At 72.1% G+C, this 18,560-nt stretch carries 15 protein-coding genes; 11 read left to right on the top strand and 4 right to left on the bottom strand.

What is annotated here, in order from left to right; genetic code table 11:
* Positions 1–9 precede the first annotated feature (9 nt).
* The 3 genes from ACFRU2_RS20975 (at position 10) to ACFRU2_RS20965 (ending at position 2,702) form a co-directional block, all read left to right on the top strand.
* Positions 10–951, top strand: coding sequence for a GNAT family N-acetyltransferase (locus ACFRU2_RS20975; protein ID WP_382974147.1), 942 nt, complete (start codon positions 10–12; stop codon positions 949–951).
* Positions 952–968: 17 nt separating this feature from the next.
* A complete protein-coding gene (locus tag ACFRU2_RS20970) occupies positions 969–1,451 on the top strand; it encodes a DUF402 domain-containing protein (protein WP_382974145.1) in 483 nt (160 codons plus the stop codon).
* Positions 1,452–1,691: 240 nt separating this feature from the next.
* Positions 1,692–2,702 carry a lytic polysaccharide monooxygenase gene (locus tag ACFRU2_RS20965; protein WP_382974142.1) on the top strand — a complete coding sequence of 337 codons (1,011 nt, stop codon included), beginning with the start codon at positions 1,692–1,694 and terminating at the stop codon, positions 2,700–2,702.
* 54 nt (positions 2,703–2,756) lie between these two features.
* Here ACFRU2_RS20965 and ACFRU2_RS20960 read toward each other — a convergent pair whose 3' ends face one another.
* Positions 2,757–3,617 (bottom strand): esterase/lipase family protein, encoded by an 861-nt coding sequence (locus ACFRU2_RS20960; protein WP_382974140.1) that lies wholly within the window; start codon positions 3,615–3,617, stop codon positions 2,757–2,759.
* A gap of 245 nt (positions 3,618–3,862) precedes the next feature.
* Here ACFRU2_RS20960 and ACFRU2_RS20955 point away from each other — a divergent pair, with 245 nt between their 5' ends.
* From ACFRU2_RS20955 to ACFRU2_RS20940, 4 genes are all read left to right on the top strand, one after another.
* Positions 3,863–4,966: a DUF3533 domain-containing protein gene (locus ACFRU2_RS20955; protein WP_382974139.1), complete on the top strand. Its 1,104-nt coding sequence runs from the start codon at positions 3,863–3,865 to the stop codon at positions 4,964–4,966.
* Positions 4,963–5,628, top strand: coding sequence for an acetate uptake transporter (locus tag ACFRU2_RS20950; RefSeq protein ID WP_250740280.1), 666 nt, complete (start codon positions 4,963–4,965; stop codon positions 5,626–5,628). The genes ACFRU2_RS20955 and ACFRU2_RS20950 overlap by 4 nt, the downstream gene beginning before the upstream one ends.
* A gap of 7 nt (positions 5,629–5,635) precedes the next feature.
* Positions 5,636–6,820 (top strand): AAA family ATPase, encoded by a 1,185-nt coding sequence (locus tag ACFRU2_RS20945; RefSeq protein WP_382974138.1) that lies wholly within the window; start codon positions 5,636–5,638, stop codon positions 6,818–6,820.
* 85 nt (positions 6,821–6,905) lie between these two features.
* Complete coding sequence (locus tag ACFRU2_RS20940) at positions 6,906–7,190, top strand: hypothetical protein (RefSeq protein WP_382974136.1); 285 nt, start codon at positions 6,906–6,908, stop codon at positions 7,188–7,190.
* A 558-nt stretch (positions 7,191–7,748) separates the two neighbouring features.
* On the opposite strand, the gene ACFRU2_RS20935 is transcribed toward ACFRU2_RS20940, so the two are convergent.
* Entirely contained in the window at positions 7,749–9,410 is a 1,662-nt protein-coding gene (locus ACFRU2_RS20935; RefSeq protein ID WP_382974134.1) for an amidohydrolase, read from the bottom strand.
* A 251-nt stretch (positions 9,411–9,661) separates the two neighbouring features.
* Positions 9,662–11,059 (bottom strand): purine-cytosine permease family protein, encoded by a 1,398-nt coding sequence (locus ACFRU2_RS20930; RefSeq protein ID WP_382974132.1) that lies wholly within the window; start codon positions 11,057–11,059, stop codon positions 9,662–9,664.
* A gap of 234 nt (positions 11,060–11,293) precedes the next feature.
* Here ACFRU2_RS20930 and ACFRU2_RS20925 point away from each other — a divergent pair, with 234 nt between their 5' ends.
* A complete protein-coding gene (locus tag ACFRU2_RS20925; protein WP_382974622.1) occupies positions 11,294–11,851 on the top strand; it encodes a TetR/AcrR family transcriptional regulator in 558 nt (185 codons plus the stop codon).
* A gap of 118 nt (positions 11,852–11,969) precedes the next feature.
* Here the strand turns inward: ACFRU2_RS20925 and adhE are convergent, their stop codons facing one another.
* Positions 11,970–14,606 (bottom strand): bifunctional acetaldehyde-CoA/alcohol dehydrogenase, encoded by a 2,637-nt coding sequence (gene adhE, locus ACFRU2_RS20920; protein WP_382974131.1) that lies wholly within the window; start codon positions 14,604–14,606, stop codon positions 11,970–11,972.
* A 300-nt stretch (positions 14,607–14,906) separates the two neighbouring features.
* Here adhE and ACFRU2_RS20915 point away from each other — a divergent pair, with 300 nt between their 5' ends.
* The 3 genes from ACFRU2_RS20915 to fxsBH all read left to right on the top strand — a co-directional run bounded on the left by ACFRU2_RS20915 (position 14,907) and on the right by fxsBH (position 18,540).
* A complete protein-coding gene (locus ACFRU2_RS20915) occupies positions 14,907–15,809 on the top strand; it encodes an alpha/beta fold hydrolase (RefSeq protein ID WP_382974128.1) in 903 nt (300 codons plus the stop codon).
* Positions 15,810–16,063: 254 nt separating this feature from the next.
* Positions 16,064–16,228 (top strand): FxSxx-COOH cyclophane-containing RiPP peptide, encoded by a 165-nt coding sequence (gene fxsA, locus ACFRU2_RS20910; RefSeq protein WP_382974126.1) that lies wholly within the window; start codon positions 16,064–16,066, stop codon positions 16,226–16,228.
* Between the two features lie 29 nt (positions 16,229–16,257).
* On the top strand, positions 16,258–18,540 hold the full coding sequence (gene fxsBH, locus ACFRU2_RS20905) for a radical SAM/SPASM protein FxsBH, inactivated beta-hydroxylase extension form (RefSeq protein WP_382974124.1): 2,283 nt from the start codon (positions 16,258–16,260) through the stop codon (positions 18,538–18,540).
* The last annotated feature ends 20 nt before the right edge of the window (positions 18,541–18,560 follow it).

Genomic DNA, 18,560 nt, shown 5'->3' with positions numbered 1-18,560 from the left:
GTCGCACAGGTGATCACCACCATTCGCGATGTGCGCCCCACCGACCCGCGGGACGCCGAGTCCGTCGTACGGGTGCGCCGCGCCGCCCTCCCCTTCATGATCGGCACGGCCGGCGGCGTGGCCCACGAGCTCGCATCGGCCCACCCCGACAAGCGCTACCGCCTCCTCGTCGCCGAGCACCCCGAGAATGCAGGCGGCCTGGTCATCGGCACCGCCCAGGTCGGCATCGCCCACGAGAGCCCCGAGCCCGGCCAGGGATTCGTCAACGCCTACGTGGACCCCGCCCACCGCGGCCTGGGCGCCGGAAGCGCACTGCTCGACGCGGCCGAGGAGCATCTCCGGGCCGAGCGCGCACGGGCTTCGTTCGCCTGGGTCCTCGACGAGCCGGCGCACCGCGCCTTCGCCGAGCACCGCGGGTACCGGCCCTCCCGCTCCGCGCACTTCCTGCGCCTCGACCTCACCAAGGCCGACCTGCCGGCGCTGCCCGGGAAGCTGCCGGACGGAGTGGAGCTGCGCCCCGGCTCGGCCTTCGCCGCCGATCCGCGCCCGCTCTTCGAGGCCGACGCGGCGGCGACCCTGGACGAACCGGGCGACGTTCCGGTGGAGTTCGACGACTACGAGGACTGGCTGCTGGGCACCTGGGAGCACCCGTACCTCGACCGGGAGCTCACCACCGTGGTCCTGGTGGACGGCCGGGTGGCGGGCTTCACCGCCGCCCACACCGACGGGGCCGGGCGGTACTCCTCCGCCATGACCGCCACCCTGCGCCCGTTCCGCGGCCGGGGACTGGCCAGAATGGCCAAGATCGATTCGCTGCAGCGGGCCCGCGCGGCCGGCTGCACCGAGGCGTTCACCGGCAACGACACCGGCAATGCTCCGATGCTCGCCGTCAACGCCCGGTTCGGGTACGAGGTGTGCGCCACGGAGATCCGCTACACCAAGCAGTTGTGAGAACAGGAGAGAACACGATGACCGACCGATTGACCGTCACCCTCACCAAGGCGGGCCGTACGAAGATCAGTTACCCGGCCGAGCTGGTGGCCGACACGGGCACCCGGATCACCGTACGGGCCCCCTGGGCGGCCCCCGGGGTACGCGACTTCGGCTTCGTCCGCTTCGAGCCGGGCGACGTGTTCACCGAGCACTTCTGGCGCGACCGCTGGTACGCGGTCAAGGAGGTGCGGACGGGCGAGGGCGTCCTCAAGGGCTGGTACTGCGACATCACCCGCCCGGCGTCGGTGCAGGACGGGGTGATCCTGATCGAGGACCTGGACCTCGACCTGTGGGTATCGGCCGACGGGAGCACGGTGCTGCGGCTCGACGAGGACGAGTTCGCCGAGAGCGGGCTCGCCGACACCGACCCCGAGGCGGCCGCCCAGGCGGTACGGGCCCTGGACGCCCTGGACGCCCAGGCCCGCTCGACGGCCGGCCTGTCCGCCCTGCTGGCCTGATCCCGGGCCCCGTCGGGCGCTTTCTGTAGGGCCCGCTTAGTGGCTCCTTAACTGCGCCCTAAGGATCGGCTCCGAGGTCCCGAACCCGGGGGAACTCGGGTTCCGGGCGGTTAGTTTGGCTGGGCCAGGGAGGGCCGGAGGCGGCGCCGCGAACCCGTGAGGGGCGGCGCCGCACAGCCCCGGTCTTCCGGCGCACCCACGACTCGCGCAGCCCTGTGCCGTGCCCAGAGGAGATCCACCATGCCCGCACGCCGTACCGCCGCCCGCATCGCAGCCGGTCTCGCCCCGCTCGCGGTGGCCGCGTACGCCGTCGCCCCGGCGACCGCCCACGGTTCGATGACGGACCCGGTGAGCCGGGTGGCGGCGTGCTACGCGGAGGGCCCGGAGTCCCCGAAGTCGGCGGCCTGCAAGGCGGCGGTCGCGGCGAGCGGGGCGCAGGCGTTCTACGACTGGAACGCGGTGAACATCGCCAACGCGGCCGGCAAGAGCAAGGCGCTGATCCCGGACGGACAGCTGTGCTCGGCGGGCAACGACAAGTACCGGGGGCTGGACCTGGCGCGTGCCGACTGGCCGGCGAGCCCGATGGCCGCGGGCGCGCACACCTTCCGCTACAAGGGGACCGCCCCGCACAGGGGCTCCTTCGAGCTGTACGTGACGAAGGACGGCTACGACCCGTCGAAGCCGCTGAAGTGGTCCGACCTCGAGCCGGCGCCCTTCGCGAAGGTCACCGACCCGGGGATGCAGAACGGCGACTACGTCTTCTCCGGCACCGTCCCGAACAAGACCGGCCGGCACCTGATCTACAGCGTCTGGCAGCGCTCGGACAGCCCGGAGGCCTTCTACACCTGCTCGGACGTGGTCTTCGGGAAGGACAACGGCGGCAAGCCCAGTGCCAGGCCGAGCGGGAAGCCCAGTTCCAAGCCGAGTTCCGTGCCCTCGCAGCAGCCGTCCACGCTCCCCTCGGAACTCCCCTCGCAGCTCCCGTCGGCCCCCACCGACGAGCAGATCTCCGCAGGCGCCGACAAGTCCACGGTGGAGCACCACGGGCACGGGGACAACGACCCGAAGACCAACGGCGGCGGCGCCCCGTCCCCGATCCCCTCGAAGAGCGGGACCGGCCTCGCGGAGACGGGCGGCAGCAGCGCCACCCCGCTGATCGCGATCGGCGGGGCCGGCATCCTGGCCGTCGGTGCGGCCGTGCTGTTCGGGCTGGCCCGCCGCCGTGCGACCCCGGGCCGCCACGGCCGCTGACGCGCAGGGCGGGCGGCCCGTCGGGGCCGCCCGCCGCCGCCGTCTCCTTCTCCGTCAGGAGAAGACGGACGCGCAGGTGGTCCGTTCGGCGTGCGCCGGGTCGAGGGCGTTGACGGCCTCGTGCCAGGCGATCCGGTCGGTGAGCCCGATGGCCACGTGCTCCGAGAGGTCCACCGCGCACAGGTCCTGGAGCAGCACGTTGCGGACGTTCGGCCCGCTCAGGAACTGGCTCCGGTACGGGGTGACCACCTCGTCGTAGCGGGTGGCGATCACCGTGTACGCGACTCCGGGGACGGTGTCCCCGCCCTCGTTGAGCTTGTTCTGGAAGGGCGATCCGGCGATCTGGTCGGCGAGGCCCGGGGTGGCCTCGCTGATCAGGTCCCCGGCCCCGGGGAAGTACGGGAGGAGCTTGGTGAGGCCGAGCAGGGTCGTCCCGTGGTTGTCGGGGGCGAGCCCCACCAGGGCGTTGACCTTGGCGGCGCCGCCGAGGAACTTCAGGTAGTAGCGCGGCATCATGCCGCCCTGGGAGTGGCCGACGATGTCGGTCTCGGCCGCCCCCGTGGAGGCGAGGACCTTGTTCACGAAGGCGTCGAGCTGTCCGGCGGACTGCTCGATGGGGCCGAGCCCGTTGAAGAAGGGGACGCCGGGCAGTTGCCCGTAGTCGAGGGAGTAGACGCAGTAGCCCCGGTGGACGAGGTACGGGGCGAAGCCGAGCCAGTTGTCGACGGAGTTCCCGAAGGTTCCGTGGACCAGGACGACGGGCCGGGGGTGGGCGGCGGACGGTTTGCAGGACCAGTTGTTCCAGCCGCTGCTCGGCGCCGAGGCGGCTTGGGCCGCTCCGGTGGGGGCGACGAGCGCGGCGGCGGTCAGGGTGAGGACGGCCAGCGGGCGGAGCAGGCGTCTCCAGGGCAGCATCGTGTGATCTCCTCGCGGTTCAAGGGGGATAACGAGGGATGGCGCGGGAAGTACGTGGGGGTGCATCCCGTGATCCGGATCACAAGGGGGTGCTGCAGCCGCTAAATTACGGGCGAGTAGCAAAACTGGGAAGTTACGCGGCGGTAAAAAATCCGCGGCGCGTCCCGGCGGCCCGCCCCGGCGGCCGTCATCCATTCGGCCCTCCCCTGCTGCGCCGGGCGCCCGGTACGCCGAGCGTGTGAGACATGACCCAGCCCACCCCCGCAGACCAAGGGCAGTCCGGCGGCTTCCTCGCCGAGATCAAGGACGCCGTCACCACCCGGGCCGCTCTCCTGGTCCTGGGCGTACTGGCGCTCCAGCTCGCCTTCATCACCTCGTACGTCGGGGCCTTCCATCACCCCAAACCCAGCGAGATCCCGATCGCCGTGGCCGCGCCCGCCGCACCGATCGCCGAGCAGACGGCGAAACAGCTCTCCGCGCTGCCCGGCAAGCCGCTCGACCCCCGTGCCGTCCAGGACGAGGCGACGGCGCTGCGGCAGATCCATAACCGGGACGTGGACGGCGCGCTGATCGTCGACCCGGCCGGCACGACCGACAAGCTGCTGGTCGCGAGCGGCGGCGGGGCCTCCCTGTCCCAGGCCGTCGAGCAGATCGTCGGCGCCGTGGAGAAGACCCAGGGGCGTACCGTCCGCGTCGTGGACGTGGCCCCCACCGCCGCCGGCGACGCGCGCGGCCTGAGCTCGTTCTACCTGGTCGTGGGCTGGTGCGTGGGCGGCTACCTGTGCGCCGCGATCCTCGCGATCAGCGCGGGCGCCCGGCCCGCGAACGTCCACCGGGCCGTCATCCGGCTCGGCGCCCTGCTGGTGTACTCCATCGCGGCCGGGCTGCTGGGCGCGGTGATCGCCGACCCGGTCCTGGGCGCACTGCCCGGCAGCATCTGGGCCCTGTGGGGGCTCGGCACCCTCGTCGTCTTCGCCGTCGGCGCGATCACCCTGGCCTTCCAGGGCCTCGCGGGCGTGGTCGGCATCGGCCTGGCGATCCTGCTGGTGGTGGTGCTCGGCAACCCGAGCGCCGGCGGCGCCTACCCGTACCCGCTGCTGCCGCCGTTCTGGAAGGCCATCGGCCCGTGGCTGCCGCCGGGTGCGGGGACGTACGCCGCGCGCTCGATCGCGTACTTCAAGGGCAATGACATCACCGGGTCGCTGCTGGTCCTGAGCGGCTGGGCGGTGCTCGGCTCCGCGGTCACGATGGCCTGTGCGGCGGGCCGCAGGGGCAAGGCGGGAGCCGCGGTGGGCAGCGGACTCCCCGAAGGACCGGACGCCCTGCCGGAGCGGGAAGCCGTGCGATGAACAACCCGATCCACGTCCGCAACCGGATGGGCCCGGCCGAACAGGCCGTCTCCGTCAAGCGGATGGAGCCCAGTGCGCAGGCGCAGCTGGGCCCCTTGGGCCTCACCGGCTTCATCGTGGTCACCACCATCGCGACCGGCATCGACGCGGGCATCTTCCCCGAGAAGCTCAGCCACTCCGTGCTGCCGCTGGTCGGGTTCTTCATCGGCGGGCTCGCCCAGCTGCTGGCCGGGCTCTTCCAGGCGCAGCGCGGCGACACCTGGCACGCCACGGTCTTCGGCGGCTTCGGGCTGTTCTGGATGTCCAAGGCCCTGCTGCTCCAGTGGGTGCTGCCGGCCACCGATCCGGCGCTGCGCGGGGACGTGAGCGGGCTGTTCACGCTGCCGTGGGTCTTCGTGGTGTTCGTGCTGTGGATCGGCAGCTGGCGGATCCACCTGGTGCTGCTGTCCACGTTCACGTGCGTGCTGGTGGTCTTCGTGGCCATGACGATCAGCGGGTTCACCGGCTCGGTGGTCTGGAACCGGATCACCGGCTGGAGCGGTCTGCTGGCCGCGCTCGGAGCCACGTACCTGCTCGCCGGGCAGATCATGGCGAGCACCTGGGGCCGCCAGGTGCTGCCGATGGGCCGCTTCCTGGCCCCCGAAGAGCACCCGGAGGCCTAACCGCCGCATGATCACGACGCTCGCGGTGGAGAACTACCGCTCCCTGCGCAAACTCATCGTCCCCCTCGGCCGGCTCACCGTGGTGACGGGCGCCAACGGCACGGGCAAGTCCAGCCTGTACCGGTCCCTGCGGCTGCTGGCGGACTCCGCGCGGGGCGGCGCCATCGCGGCGCTGGCCCGGGAGGGCGGTCTGCCCTCCACCCTGTGGGCCGGCCCGGAGAAGACCGGCCGGGCCGTGCGCGAAGGCCGGTACGCGGTCGAGCCGACCGTTCGCTCCGAACCGGTGAGCCTGCGGCTCGGCTTCGCCGGGGACGAGTTCGGCTACGCGGTGGACTTCGGCCACCCCTCCCCCGTCCCCGGCTCGCTCTTCGGTCTGGACCCCGAGATCAAACGGGAGTGCACCTGGGCCGGGCCGGTGCTGCGCCCCGCCGCCCTGCTCTCGGACCGCGCCGGGCCCGCCGTGCGCACCCGGACCGCGGACGGCGGCTGGCACCGCACCCAGGGCGCCCTGCGCCCGTACGACTCCATGCTCAGCGAGCTCGCGGACCCGCAACTGGCCCCCGACCTGCTGGCCCTGCGCGAACTGATCCGCTCCTGGCGGTTCTACGACCACGTCCGCACGGACGCCGACGCGCCGGCCCGCACCCCGCGCGTCGGAACCCGTACGCCGGTACTCGCCGCGGACGGCTCCGACCTGCCGGCCGCGCTGCAGACGATCCGGGAGACCGGCGACCACGCGGCGCTGGACGCCGCCGTCGAGGCGGCCTTCCCGGGCAGCGGCGTGGCGGTCGCGGAACGGGACGGCCGCTTCGAACTGGAGCTGCACCAGCACGGGTTGCTGCGCCCGCTGGGCGCGGCGGAACTCTCCGACGGGACGCTGCGCTACCTGCTGTGGACGGCCGCCCTGCTGACCCCGCGCCCGCCCGCCCTGATGGTCCTCAACGAGCCGGAGACCAGCCTCCACCCCGACCTGCTGGGCCCTCTCGCGGACCTGATCCTGACGGTGGCCCGGACCACCCAGACGGTGGTGGTCACCCACGCCGCGCCCCTGGCGGAGGCCCTGGCGTCGGGCGTCCACCGCCACCGCGTGGACCTGCGGACCATCACCCTGCTCAAGGATTTCGGCCAGACCGAAGTGGCGGGCCGCGAGGGCCCCCTGGACGAACCCCTCTGGTACTGGCCGAAGCGCTAGGGACGTCTCGGGCACACGCCCCGGCCGGCGGCCGGTCGGCTCAGCCCAGTGGAGCGAGCAGCGGGTCCAGGTCTGGTCGGGGGCGATGGCGCCGGTGCGGATCGCGGTGACCGGGCGCCAGCGCGTGTACGCGTACTTGCTGTCGGAGGTGGCGATCTGCGTGTCGACCAGCACGGCGTGGAACAGGCCGACCAGCGCGGCCCGTTCGGCGGCCGACCCGTGCGAGCGGGTCACGGCGACGCGCAGCGGCTCGGTGTACAGGGTCAGCGAGGAGCCACACCAGAAGGTGGCGGTCTCCGTCTGGCGGGCGGTGCGGACGGTGGAGTCGGCCGCGCCGTACGCGCGGACCTCGGCCAGGTCGGCCCGGTAGGGGCGGGAGTCCAGCGCGGGCGGCGGGCCGATCCGGTACTGGTCCGGGGAGTCCAGCAGGAAGGGCTTGGCCACGCGGTTGCCGTGCTGCGCGGCGGGGGCGTAGCCGTCGGGCGTGGGCTGCCAGACGCCGGGGGCGGCGGGGACGGTGAAGGGCGCGTTCACGGAGGCGGGGTCGAGGCCGTCGCCCCGGCGGTCCGCGAGCGCGAGCGTCGCCTGCCGGGCTCCGGCGGCGAGGCCGTCGGGGATCCGGCTCAGGGTCTCCGCGAGCGCGGCGTCGAGCACGGCGGTGCGGCTCGGAGCGAGGTCCACCAGGGCGTCGTGCACCGCCGAGGCGACGGCGGCGTCCTGGAAGGCCGCCCGGCCGCGGCCGCCGGGGGCCTTCCGTCCGGCGCGGGCGGCCGCGATCCAACTGATGGCCCAGGTGCGGCTGTTGGTGACCTGGGCCAGCGCGCCGGCGGCGGGCGCGGGAGCGGGCGCGGCCCCAGCCGCCCCACAACGCCCTTTGCCCGTCAGGTCCGTTCAGCCACAGAGCCTTCGTCCGCCGGTCGTGATCGCGTTACGCGCGGGGCGCCGCCCGGTGGACCACCTCGCCCGCCACCACCACCGTTTCGGCCACCGTGCCGGGGATCTGTTCCGGGGCCACCGCGAGGATGTCCCGGGACAGGATCACGAAGTCGGCCGCCTTGCCGACGGTGAGGGAACCCCGGTCCTGCTCGAGGAAGTTGGCGTACGCGGAGCCCATCGTGTAGCCGTACACCGCCGTGCGGGCGTCCACCGTCTCCTGCTCCTGCCACGGGTCTCCGCCGTCCAGCGGGCGCCGGGTCAGTGCCGTGTAGATGCCGATCATCGGGTCCATCTCGGCGACGTTCCAGTCGCTGGAGAAGGCCAGGACCGCGCCCGCGTCGGCGAGGCTCCGCATCGGCCACGCCTTGTGCCAGCGGTCCTCCCCCACGTTCTCCGCCCAGTCCTGGCCCGGACCGGCGATCTCCGGCGCGCAGTGCCGCGGCTGCATGCAGGCCACCACGCCGAGCTGCGCGAAGCGCGGCACGTCCTCGGGGTCCAGGCATTCCACGTGCACCACCTGGTGGCGGGCGTCGCGCGGGCCGTTCACCGACCGGGCGTGTTCGACGGCGTCGAGGACGGTACGGATGCCCCGGTCGCCCGTGGCGTGGACGAAGCACTGGAACCCGCGCGCGTCCAGCCGGGCGAGGAGCTCGGCGAACTCCTCCGCCGGGTAGAAGGTCTCGCCCCGGTGCGCTCCGCAGCCGGTGTACGGCTCCAGCAGCGCGGCCGTGCGCGGCTCCACGACGTCGTCGATGTAGAGCTTGAGGGGGCCCACCCGGAAGCGGTCTCCGGAATGCAGCTTGGCCGCCGCCTCGAAGAGGTCGAGGTCCTCCTCGGTCGTACCGCGCGGGTGGAAGAGCGCGGCGACGATCCGCGAGCGCAGTCGGCCCTCGACGCGTGCCCGGTCGTACAGCTCCAGGTCGTCAAGGGAGTTCTGCGGCTCGACGACGGTGGTGATGCCGAAGCCGATCGCGTCGTCGAGGCTCTTGGCGAGGCGCCCGTACTGGCGGTCCGGGGAGGCCCACGGCACGCCCAGGTCGCGCAGGGCGCGGTGGCCGTCGCGGGAGAGCCCCTTGATGGCGAAGTCCTTGACGAACCCGGTGGGTTCACCGGTCTCCGGGTCCACGGCCGCCGTGCCGAAGGGCAGGTCGGTACGGTCCTTCGCGACTCCGAGCCGGTGCATGGCAGCCGTGTTCAGCCAGGCCGTGTGGACGTCGTACGAGAGCACGATCGCGGGGGTGTCCCCGGTGACCGGGTCCAGGTCGGCGGCGGTGGGCATGCGGCCGCCGGGGATGGCGGAGTAGTCGAAGGCCTCGGCCTCGATCCAGTCGGCGTCGGGGTTGGCCTCCCGCCACGCGCCGATCCGGTCGAGGATCGCTTCGAGGGTCCGCACCCCGGCGAGCTGCACGCACGCGTCGTCGGAGCCGAGCCGGACGTGGTTGTGGGCGTCGATGAACCCCGGCAGCACGAGCCGGCCGCCCGCGTCGATCCGCTCGGTGTCCGGGCCCGCCCAGTCGGCGGCCTCCGCGTCCGGGCCGACCCAGACGATCCGCCCGTCGCGCACGGCGAGGGCTTCGGCCTCGGGCAGCTCGGGGTCGACGGTGTGGATGCGGGCTCCGGTGAGAAGCAGATCGGCGGGGGCGGCGTACGACATGGGGTGGTGCTCCTGTGCAGAGGGGGTACGGGGAGAGGGGCGGCCGGGAGACGAGGCTCGGGCCGGACGAGGCGGAGGCCGGCCCGGAGGCGGCGGAAAGGGCCGGGAGGGGCCGGGAAGGGCCAGGGGAGGCCGGGAGGGCCCGGGGAGGCCGGGAAGGCCCCGGGGAGGCCGGGAGGGTCCGGGGAGGCCGGGAAGGCCCCGGGGAGGCCGGGAGGGTCCGGAAAAACCCCCGGGCAGACCCGGCAGACCTAGGCCGCCGGGACGTAAGCCGGCGTCCGCCGGGCGAGGGCCCAGTACGTGAGCCCGGAGACCACCGAGCCGAGCAGGGTGAGGTCGGCGCCGCCGAGCGGGGCCACGAGCGGTCCGGTCCACAGCTCGGAGTCGCAGGTCAGGGCGGCGAAGGCCATACCGGCGAGCAGGGCGGTCATGCCGGCCGGGTGGTAGCCGGAGCGGTACCAGTAGGCGCCCTCGCTCCCGGCGTGCAGCGCGTCGGAGTCGTAGCGACAGCGGCGCAGCAGCATGTCGGCGAGGAAGACGCCGCCCCAGGGGGCGAACACGATGATCAGGAGGGAGAGGAAGGACAGCAGGGAGGTGGTGAAGTCGGTGAGGAAGAGCGCGGCGAGCGATCCGGCGGCGGTCACGGCGGCGCTGATCACGATGGCCCGGGCCCGGCTCCACGGGATCCCGAGGACCTGGAGGTTCAGGCTGGAGGAGTAGAGCGTGATGATCGAGTTGGTGACGGAGCCGCCCAGCACCAGGGCCAGGAACAGCGGCTGGAACCACCCGGGCAGCAGGCTCTCGGCCCCGGCGACGGCGTCGGTCATGTCGGTCTGGGTGGCGGCGGCCACACCGGCGATCCCGAGGGCGACGGAGGAGACGAACCCGCCGAGCGCGCCCATCCAGGTGATCGACTTCAGCGAGGTGGTGCGGGGCAGGTAGCGGGTGTAGTCCGCGGGCATCGGCAGGTACGAGAAGGGCCCGGCGAGCATCACGACGAAGGCCAGGCTCCAGCCGGACAGGCCCGGGGCCAGGGCGTCGGCCGGGGCGGTGGTCTCGGTGCCGGGCAGGACGAAGACCAGCAGGGCGCCGAAGCCGACGGCCAGGACGTAGGCCATCCAGCGCTCGGCGAACTGCACCGTGGCGTGTCCCCACATGGCGACGGCGAAGGTGAGCGCGAGGGTGATGCCGAGCGCGACGGCCCGGATCAGGGTGCCTTCGCCCAGGCCGATCTCGGCGAAGAAGACCTCCAGCGCCAGGGTGCCGACGACGGTGTTGACGATGGTGTAGCCGATGCTCACCACCCAGTTGAGGACGCCGGCCGGCCAGTTGCCCCGTACGCCGAAGGCGGCTCGGGAGATGACCAGGGTGGCGGTGCCGGTGCGGATGCCGCTGAGGCCCGCGGCGCTGATCGCGAAGAAGGACAGGCCGCTGAGCACGACCACGGCGGTGGCCTGCCAGAAGGTGAGGCCGAAGGCGACGGCGAGGGCTCCGTTGATCACGTAGGTGAAGGTCAGGTTGGAGCCGAACCAGAGCCAGAAGAGGTCCTTGGCCCCGCCGTGGCGCTCGGCGTCGGGGATGGGGTCGATGCCGTGCGTCTCGACTCTGAAGACCTCGTCGACGTCGGCCGTCGTCTCCTGCTGTGCCATGCGCCTGCCCCTGACCTTCGTCCCGGTGACCTGTCGAACCGCCGCAGTAATCTTGAACGGCGTTCTAAGTTCTTGAATGGCATTCAAGATGCGCCCCCGACCCGGACCCCGTCAAGACCCTGTCCGGGATAGGGTCGGCCCACGAAGATCGGGAAGGCGGCGGAGACCGGGAAGGCGGCACACGTGGCAGCGGGAGCGGCACGGCGGCGCGACGGGCGGATCACCCAGGAGCGGATGCTGGAAGAGGCCATGACGGCGATCGCCGAGGACGGGCTGGCGACGCTCACCATGTCCGCGCTCGCAGAACGGCTCGGCACCAGCGGCGGCCACATCCTGTACTACTTCGGCAGCAAGGACCGGCTGCTGCTGGCCGCCCTGCACTGGAGCGAGCGCCAACTGACCGAAGAGCGCACCGAATTGCTGGCACGCCGGGCCACCGCCCACCGCAAGCTCGCGCTCTTCCTGGAGCTCTACCTGCCCCGCGGCCCCCGCGATCCGCGCTGGACGCTCTGGATCGAGCTGTGGGCCCGCATCCCTTCGAACGAGCCGCTGCGCGCCGCCCAGCAGGAGATCGACGACGGCTGGCAGCGGGACCTGGAGGCGCTCCTCGCCAAGGGGGTGGAACAGGGCCGCTTCGCCGCCGCCCTGGACGTCCCCGCCCGGGCCTCGGAGCTGCTGGCGCTGCTGGACGGGCTGAGCACCCGGGTGGTGCTGGGCGAGCGCGGCGCCGACCGGGCGACCTCCCTGGAGCGCGCCCGCTCGGCCGCGGCCCTGCTGATCCCGCACCTGTAGCCGGTCGCCCGCCTGCGGCCGGTCCCGCGTCCGGACACGTGGAAAGCCCGCCCGGGCCTTAGCGTCCCGGGCGGGCTCTTCCGCTCCTTAGCGGAGGTTCTTGGGAGGAGAAGAAGGGTTACTTCTTCTTGGCGGCGGCCTTCTTGGCCGGGGCGCCCTCGGCGTTGCCGTAGTACGCCTGGCGCATCAGCTGCTTCAGGTCGTCGATCATCGGCATCCGCGGGTTGGCGGGGGCGCACTGGTCGGCGTAGGCGTTCATGGCCTGGGTCGGCAGGGCCTCGATGAAGGCCTGCTCGTCCACGCCCTCCTCGGCGAAGGAGGAGGTGATCCCGCACTTGCTGCGGAGCTCCTCGACGGCCTTGGCGTAGGACTCGACGCCCTCGGCGGCCGTGGCGGCCGGCAGGCCCAGCATCTTCGCGATCTCCTGGAAGCGCTCCGGCGCCCGGTAGACCTCGGCCTTGGGCCACGGGGTGGCCTTGTGGGTGACCGTGCCGTTGTGGCGGATCACGTGCGGCAGGAGCAGCGCGTTGGTGCGGCCGTGGGCGACGTGGAAGGTGTTGCCCAGGGTGTGCGCCATGGCGTGGACCATGCCCAGGAAGGCGTTGGCGAAGGCCATGCCCGCCACCGTGGAGGCGTTGTGCATCTTCTCGCGGGCCTCGGGGTCGTTCGGACCGTCGACCACGCAGCGCTGCAGGTTTTCGAAGATGAGCTTGATGGCCTGGAGGCACAGACCGTCGGTGTAGTCGTTCGAGTACGCGGAGACGTAGGCCTCGGTGGCGTGCGTCAGGGCGTCGAAGCCGGAGTCGGCGGTCACCTTGGGCGGGAGGCCCATCGGCAGCATCGGGTCGACGATGGCGACGTTCGGGGTCAGCGCGTAGTCGGCGAGCGGGTACTTCTGGGCCGCGGCCGGGTCGGAGATGACGGCGAACGGGGTGACCTCGGAGCCGGTGCCCGAGGTGGTCGGGATGGCGACCATCTTGGCCTTCTCGCCGAGCGAGGGGAACTTGTAGGCGCGCTTGCGGACGTCGAAGAACTTCTCCTTCGTGTCGGCGAACTCGACCTCCGGGCGCTCGTACATCAGCCACATGATCTTCGCGGCGTCCATCGGCGAACCGCCGCCGAGGCCGATGATCGTGTCGGGCTTGAAGTCGCGCATCATCGCGGCTCCGGCCTGGACGGTGGAGAGCTCCGGGTTGGGCTCGACGTTGTCGATGATCTGGATCGACACGGCACCCTCGCGGGCCTGCAGGATGTCGACGACCTTCTGCACGAAGCCGATGGAGACCATCGTCTTGTCGGTGACGATCGAGACGCGGCTGATGCCGTCCATCTCACCGAGGTAGCGGATGGAGTTGCGCTCGAAGTAGATCTTCGGCGGGACCTTGAACCACTGCATGTTGGTGTTGCGCCGTCCGATCCGCTTGACGTTGATCAGGTTGACCGCGGTGACGTTGTTCGACACCGAGTTGTGTCCGTACGAGCCGCAGCCCAGGGTGAGCGAGGGGAGGAAGGCGTTGTAGACGTCGCCGATGCCGCCGAAGGTGGAGGGCGAGTTGGCGATGACGCGGATCGCCTTGACCTTCTTGCCGAACTCCTCGACGAGCTCCTCGTCCTCGGCGTGGATGGCGGCGCTGTGGCCCAGTCCGTGGAACTCGACCATCGCGGCGGCCAGTTCGAGGCCGTGATCGGTGTCCGAGGCCTTCAGGGCGGCCAGGATCGGGGACAGCTTCTCGCGGGTCAGCGGCTCGTTCTCGCCGACCTCGTTGCACTCCGCGAGGAGGATCGAGGCGTCGGCGGGGACGGTGAAGCCGGCCTGCTCGGCGATCCACTGCGGGGACTTGCCGACGACCGCCGGGTTCAGCTTGGCGCCGTTGGTGTCGGCCGCGTAGGCGGTGGTGCCGAAGACGAACTGCTCCAGCTTGGTCTTCTCGGCGGCGGAGACCACGTGGGCGCCGAGCCGCTTGAACTCGGCGAGGCCCGCTTCGTAGATCTCGGCGTCGAGGATGACGGCCTGCTCGGAGGCGCAGATCATGCCGTTGTCGAAGGCCTTGGAGAGCACGATGTCGTGGATCGCGCGGCCGAGCTTGGCGCTCTTGTGGACGTACGCGGGGACGTTGCCCGCGCCGACGCCCAGGGCCGGCTTGCCGCACGAGTAGGCGGCCTTGACCATGGCGTTTCCGCCGGTCGCGAGGATGGTGGAGACGCCCGGGTGGTTCATGAGGGCGCCGGTGGCCTCCATGGAGGGGGCGGTGACCCACTGGACGCAGTTCTCGGGGGCGCCTGCCGCGACCGCGGCGTCGCGGACGATGCGGGCGGCCTCGGCGGAGCAGTTCTGCGCGGAGGGGTGGAAGGCGAAGATGATCGGGTTGCGGGTCTTCAGGGCGATCAGGGCCTTGAAGATCGTGGTGGAGGTCGGGTTGGTGACCGGGGTCATGGCGCAGACGACGCCGACGGGCTCGGCGATCTCCGTGATGCCGTTCAGCTCGTCGCGGCGGATGACGCCGGCGGTCTTGAGCCCGCGCATCGAGTTCACGACGTGCTCGCAGGCGAAGAGGTTCTTGACGGCCTTGTCCTCGAAGAGGCCGCGACCGGTCTCCTCGACCGCCAGCTGGGCGAGCTCGCCGTGCTGGCTCAGCGCGGCCAGCGAGGCCTTCTTGACGATGTGGTCGACCTGCTCCTGGTTGAACGACGAGAACTGGTCGAGCGCCTTGAGCGCCCCCTGGACCAGTCCATCCACCATCTCGTTCGCCTGCATGGCAGGAACTCCTTCATTTCGACTCAACCTGAACCGCTTTCCTGATGACTCAATTCGACACCCAAAAGCGGAAGCCGTGCCGCCGAAAAAGCCCTTATCCACCAGGCCGAAGGGCTGTTCACACCCGTTCACCTCTCCTTAATCACCCATCTGACCTGCACAAACACTCCGGGACCTAAGACCCCTGTGCGCTTGTGAAAACTTTCACAAGAATTTCGGGCGAAGTGCGCCCTACCGCACTCCTCCCCCAGCGAGCACAATCACCGTGACGAGTCGCGTCGACCGTGAGGGAGGAAGCGCGTGCGCAGTCAGGTGCGCGTCGCGGACGGACGGAATCTGACGGTGGAGCACTGGGGCGACCCGCAAGGAAAACCCGTTTTCCTGCTCCACGGCATGCCCGGAAGCCGCCTGGGCCCCGCCCCCCGGGGCATGGTCCTCTACCAGCGCCGGATGCAGCTCATCGCCTACGACCGGCCCGGCTACGGGGGCTCCGACCGCCATCCGGGCCGCACCGTCGCCGACGTGGCCACGGAGGTGGCCGCCATCGCCGACTCCCTGGGCCTGGACACCTTCGCCGTGGCCGGCCGCTCCGGCGGCGCCCCCGGCGCGCTGGCCTGCGCCGCCCTGCTCCCCGACCGGGTCACCCGGACCGCCGCACTGGTCTCCCTGGCCCCCCGGGACGCGGAGGACCTGGACTGGTTCGCGGGCATGTCCCCCTCGAACATCCGGGAGCACTCCACCGCCGGCCGCGACCCCGAGGAGCTCGCCGCCCGGCTGATCCCGCGCGCCGCCGGGATCGCCGAGGACCCCGGCCGGCTCCTGGACGAGCTGCGCCGCGAGCTCACCGACAGCGACCGCATGATCGTCGCGGACGCGGGGCTGCGGGCCATGCTCCTGCGCAACTACCGCGAGGGGGTCCGCACCTCCGCCTACGGGTGGATCGACGACGCCATCTCCTTCAGCAGCCCCTGGGGCTTCGACCCGGCGGACATCCGCTGCCCGGTGCTGATCTGGCACGGGGAGCTTGACGTGTTCTCCCCCGTGGGCCACTCCCGCTGGCTGGCCGGCCGCATCCCGGGTGCCACCACGAACATCGACCCGGCCGCCGCGCACTTCGCGGCACTGCGCGCCCTGCCCGACGTACTGACGTGGCTGCTCAGGGAGGTGCCCGCGCCTCCCGTCAACGAGCAGCAGCCTGCGTAGGAGGGGGGCCCGGCGGGAAATGGATCTTGCCTTTGGGTAAACGCCCGGCGCGCGGGCCCGTGGAATTCGTTCACCCATGCCACGGGCGCGTGATCGTTCGTCACGTTCATTGGACCGAGAGGTCACATTGTGAGAACCCGCGTCCAGGTTTAGCGAGCCGTGGGGCACAAGGGCAGGTAAAGTCCGCGCCAGGCAGTGGCTCTCCTCGCCATTGTCCCCCTCCCATTCCCCATGACCTCCCCGAGGACGGCGTCATGAACACCTCCGCAACCCACCCGGCCAGCCCCGTCACGGCCACCCGCGTCCCGCTCGACCGGATCGATGTCCGTGGTGCGCGCGCGGCCGCGAGCCTGGGTCGCGTCCTCCCGACGGAATCCGGTCGAAAGGTTCAGACGCCCATCTTCAACTCTGCACTCTGACGAGGAAGTCGGCGCTCTAGACTGGTGGAATGACCGGCCTGATCGCTTTTCGCGAGATCGTCCTGAAAGTTCACAGCAGATGCGATCTTGCTTGTGATCATTGCTATGTCTACGAACACGCAGATCAGAGCTGGCGCGCCCGGCCCAAAGTGATCTCCCCCGAGGTGATCGCCCGGACCGCGTCGCGTCTCGCCGAACACGCAAGGACACACGCACTCCCCTCCGTCACGGTCATCCTTCACGGAGGGGAACCGCTTCTCGCGGGCACCGCCCGGCTCCGGCTCGTGTGCGAGGAATTCACCCGCGCCCTCGACGGCATCGCCGCCCTCGACCTGCGCATGCACACCAACGGCCTGCAGCTCAGCCGCCGTTACCTGGACCTCTTCGCGGAATTCGGCGTCAGCGTGAGCGTCTCCCTCGACGGGGACCGCGCCGCCAACGACCGCCACCGGCGCTTCGCCGACGGGCGCACCAGCCACCCCCTGGTCCTGGCCGCCGTGGACCTCCTGCGCACCGAGCCCTACCGCCACCTCTACCAGGGCCTGCTCTGCACCATCGACGTGGCCAACGATCCGGTGGCCGTCCTCGACGCCCTCGTCGAACTGGCCCCGCCGCGCGTGGACTTCCTCCTCCCGCACGCCACCTGGCAGACGCCCCCGGTCCGCCCCGACGAGGCCCCCGACACCTACGCGCGCTGGCTGCTGCGGGTCTTCGACCACTGGGACCGCCGCGGCCGCCCGGTCCCCGTACGGCTCTTCGACTCGCTGTTCTCCACCCTGGCCGGCGGCCCCAGCCTCACCGAGTCCCTCGGACTGGCGCCCACCGACCTCGTCGTGGTGGAAACCGACGGGAACCTCGAACAAGTCGACTCCCTGAAGAGCGCCTTCGAGGGCGCCGCCGCCACCGGGTTCAACGTCTTCGACCACTCCTTCGACCTGGTCGCGGCCCATCCCGGGGTCCGTGCCCGCCAGTTGGGACTGGCCGGCGTCAGCGACACGTGCCGCCGGTGCCCCGTCGTACGTTCGTGCGGAGGCGGGCTCTACACGCACCGCTACAAGGCCGGTTCCGACGAGCCGTCCGGCTCGCAAGCCCCCGGGAACTTCGACAACCCCTCCGTCTACTGCACGGACCTGCGCGAGCTCGTCGACGGCGTGGAGGGGCGTACGAGTGCCCGCGCGAGCGCACCGGAACTGTCCGACCCGGCCGAGCTGGCCGGGTCCCAGGAGCAGCTGACCCGGGACCTGCTCGCCCTCTTGAACGACCGCCGCACGGGTGATTCCGACTGGGAGCGAGCCTGGCGGGTGCTGGGCGCCGTGGAGCGGGCCGGGCAGGCGGGCGCGGACGCGCTGGACGCCGTACTGGCCCACCCCTTCACCCGGACCTGGGTCATGGCCTGCCTCGAGCCCGGCCAGGAGGGCCCCGACGCCTCCGGGGCGGCCCGCCGGCTGACCGCACTGGCCGCCGCCGCCGTGCTGCGCGGCGGGCTCGACCTGCCCGCCGAGGTCGTCTACCGGGACGGCGAGGTGTACCTGCCGACGCTCGGCCTGCTGCGCCTGGGCGAGCCCGGCACCGAGGGCCGGGCCACCCTGCACGCCGCCGACGGCGGGTACGCCGTGCGCGAGGAGGGGCGCCCCGAGCACCGCTTCGGGCCGGCGGCGGGTGACGCGCGCTGGCAGCCCGTACGCACCTGGTCCCCGGGGCCGGACGCGGTCCCGGTGGCGCTGGAGGACCTGGATCCGCACCGCAACTGCTTCGCCCGCCCGCCCCGGCTGCGGCTCGGCGCCGGGGAGGCCGAGGAGTGGCGCGAGCGCCTCGACGCGGCGTGGGCCCTGCTGCACGCCTCGGTGCCCGAGTTCGCGCGGGCGGCCGCCACCGGGCTGACCACCCTGACCCCCCTCGCGGGCGGCCCCCGGGCCCGCGGCTGGGGCGAGGCCGGGCGGCACGGTCCGGGCGCGCTCGGAGTGCCGTACGCGGCGGGGGTGGCGGAGACCGCGCTCGCACTGCTCACCGGGCGGCGGCGGGCGGGCCTCCAGGCGCTGACCGAGGTGGCCGACCTGTACGCGCTGGACGGGGAATGGCAGCACCCCTCGCCGTGGCGGGAGCGCCCGGTCCCGGTGTCCCGGCTGCTGGCCGACGTCCACGAGCGGGTGGCCGTGGAGGCCTACCTGCGGGCGACCGCCACCGCCGAGCCGGGCGGGCTGGACCGGATCAACCGGGCGCTGGACCGGCTGTCGGGGGCGGCGGAGCTGACGAGCACCGGAAAGCGGCTCGTGGAACAGCTCCGCTGGGAACTGAAGGCGGTCGACGCGTGACGGGCCCGCCGGGCCCCGCG

This window comes from Streptomyces sp. NPDC056883 (assembly GCF_042788835.1).
Classification (GTDB): domain Bacteria; phylum Actinomycetota; class Actinomycetes; order Streptomycetales; family Streptomycetaceae; genus Streptomyces; species Streptomyces stoeckheimensis.
The sequence above is the reverse complement of the archived record's forward strand: the minus strand, read 5'-3'. Positions and strand labels throughout refer to the sequence as shown.

Bases quoted from the DNA above. Each gene is read 5' to 3' on its own strand.
- ACFRU2_RS20950 (WP_250740280.1), top strand. From the start codon at position 4,963: ATGAACAACCCGATCCACGTCCGCAACCGGATGGGCCCGGCCGAACAG.
- ACFRU2_RS20945 (WP_382974138.1), top strand. From the start codon at position 5,636: ATGATCACGACGCTCGCGGTGGAGAACTACCGCTCCCTGCGCAAACTC.
- ACFRU2_RS20925 (WP_382974622.1), top strand. From the start codon at position 11,294: ATGCTGGAAGAGGCCATGACGGCGATCGCCGAGGACGGGCTGGCGACG.
- fxsBH (WP_382974124.1), top strand. From the start codon at position 16,258: ATGACCGGCCTGATCGCTTTTCGCGAGATCGTCCTGAAAGTTCACAGC.
- fxsA (WP_382974126.1), top strand. From the start codon at position 16,064: ATGAACACCTCCGCAACCCACCCGGCCAGCCCCGTCACGGCCACCCGC.
- ACFRU2_RS20960 (WP_382974140.1), bottom strand. From the start codon at position 3,617: ATGCTGCCCTGGAGACGCCTGCTCCGCCCGCTGGCCGTCCTCACCCTG.
- ACFRU2_RS20930 (WP_382974132.1), bottom strand. From the start codon at position 11,059: ATGGCACAGCAGGAGACGACGGCCGACGTCGACGAGGTCTTCAGAGTC.
- ACFRU2_RS20940 (WP_382974136.1), top strand. From the start codon at position 6,906: ATGGCGCCGGTGCGGATCGCGGTGACCGGGCGCCAGCGCGTGTACGCG.
- adhE (WP_382974131.1), bottom strand. From the start codon at position 14,606: ATGCAGGCGAACGAGATGGTGGATGGACTGGTCCAGGGGGCGCTCAAG.
- ACFRU2_RS20955 (WP_382974139.1), top strand. From the start codon at position 3,863: ATGACCCAGCCCACCCCCGCAGACCAAGGGCAGTCCGGCGGCTTCCTC.
- ACFRU2_RS20965 (WP_382974142.1), top strand. From the start codon at position 1,692: ATGCCCGCACGCCGTACCGCCGCCCGCATCGCAGCCGGTCTCGCCCCG.
- ACFRU2_RS20935 (WP_382974134.1), bottom strand. From the start codon at position 9,410: ATGTCGTACGCCGCCCCCGCCGATCTGCTTCTCACCGGAGCCCGCATC.
- ACFRU2_RS20970 (WP_382974145.1), top strand. From the start codon at position 969: ATGACCGACCGATTGACCGTCACCCTCACCAAGGCGGGCCGTACGAAG.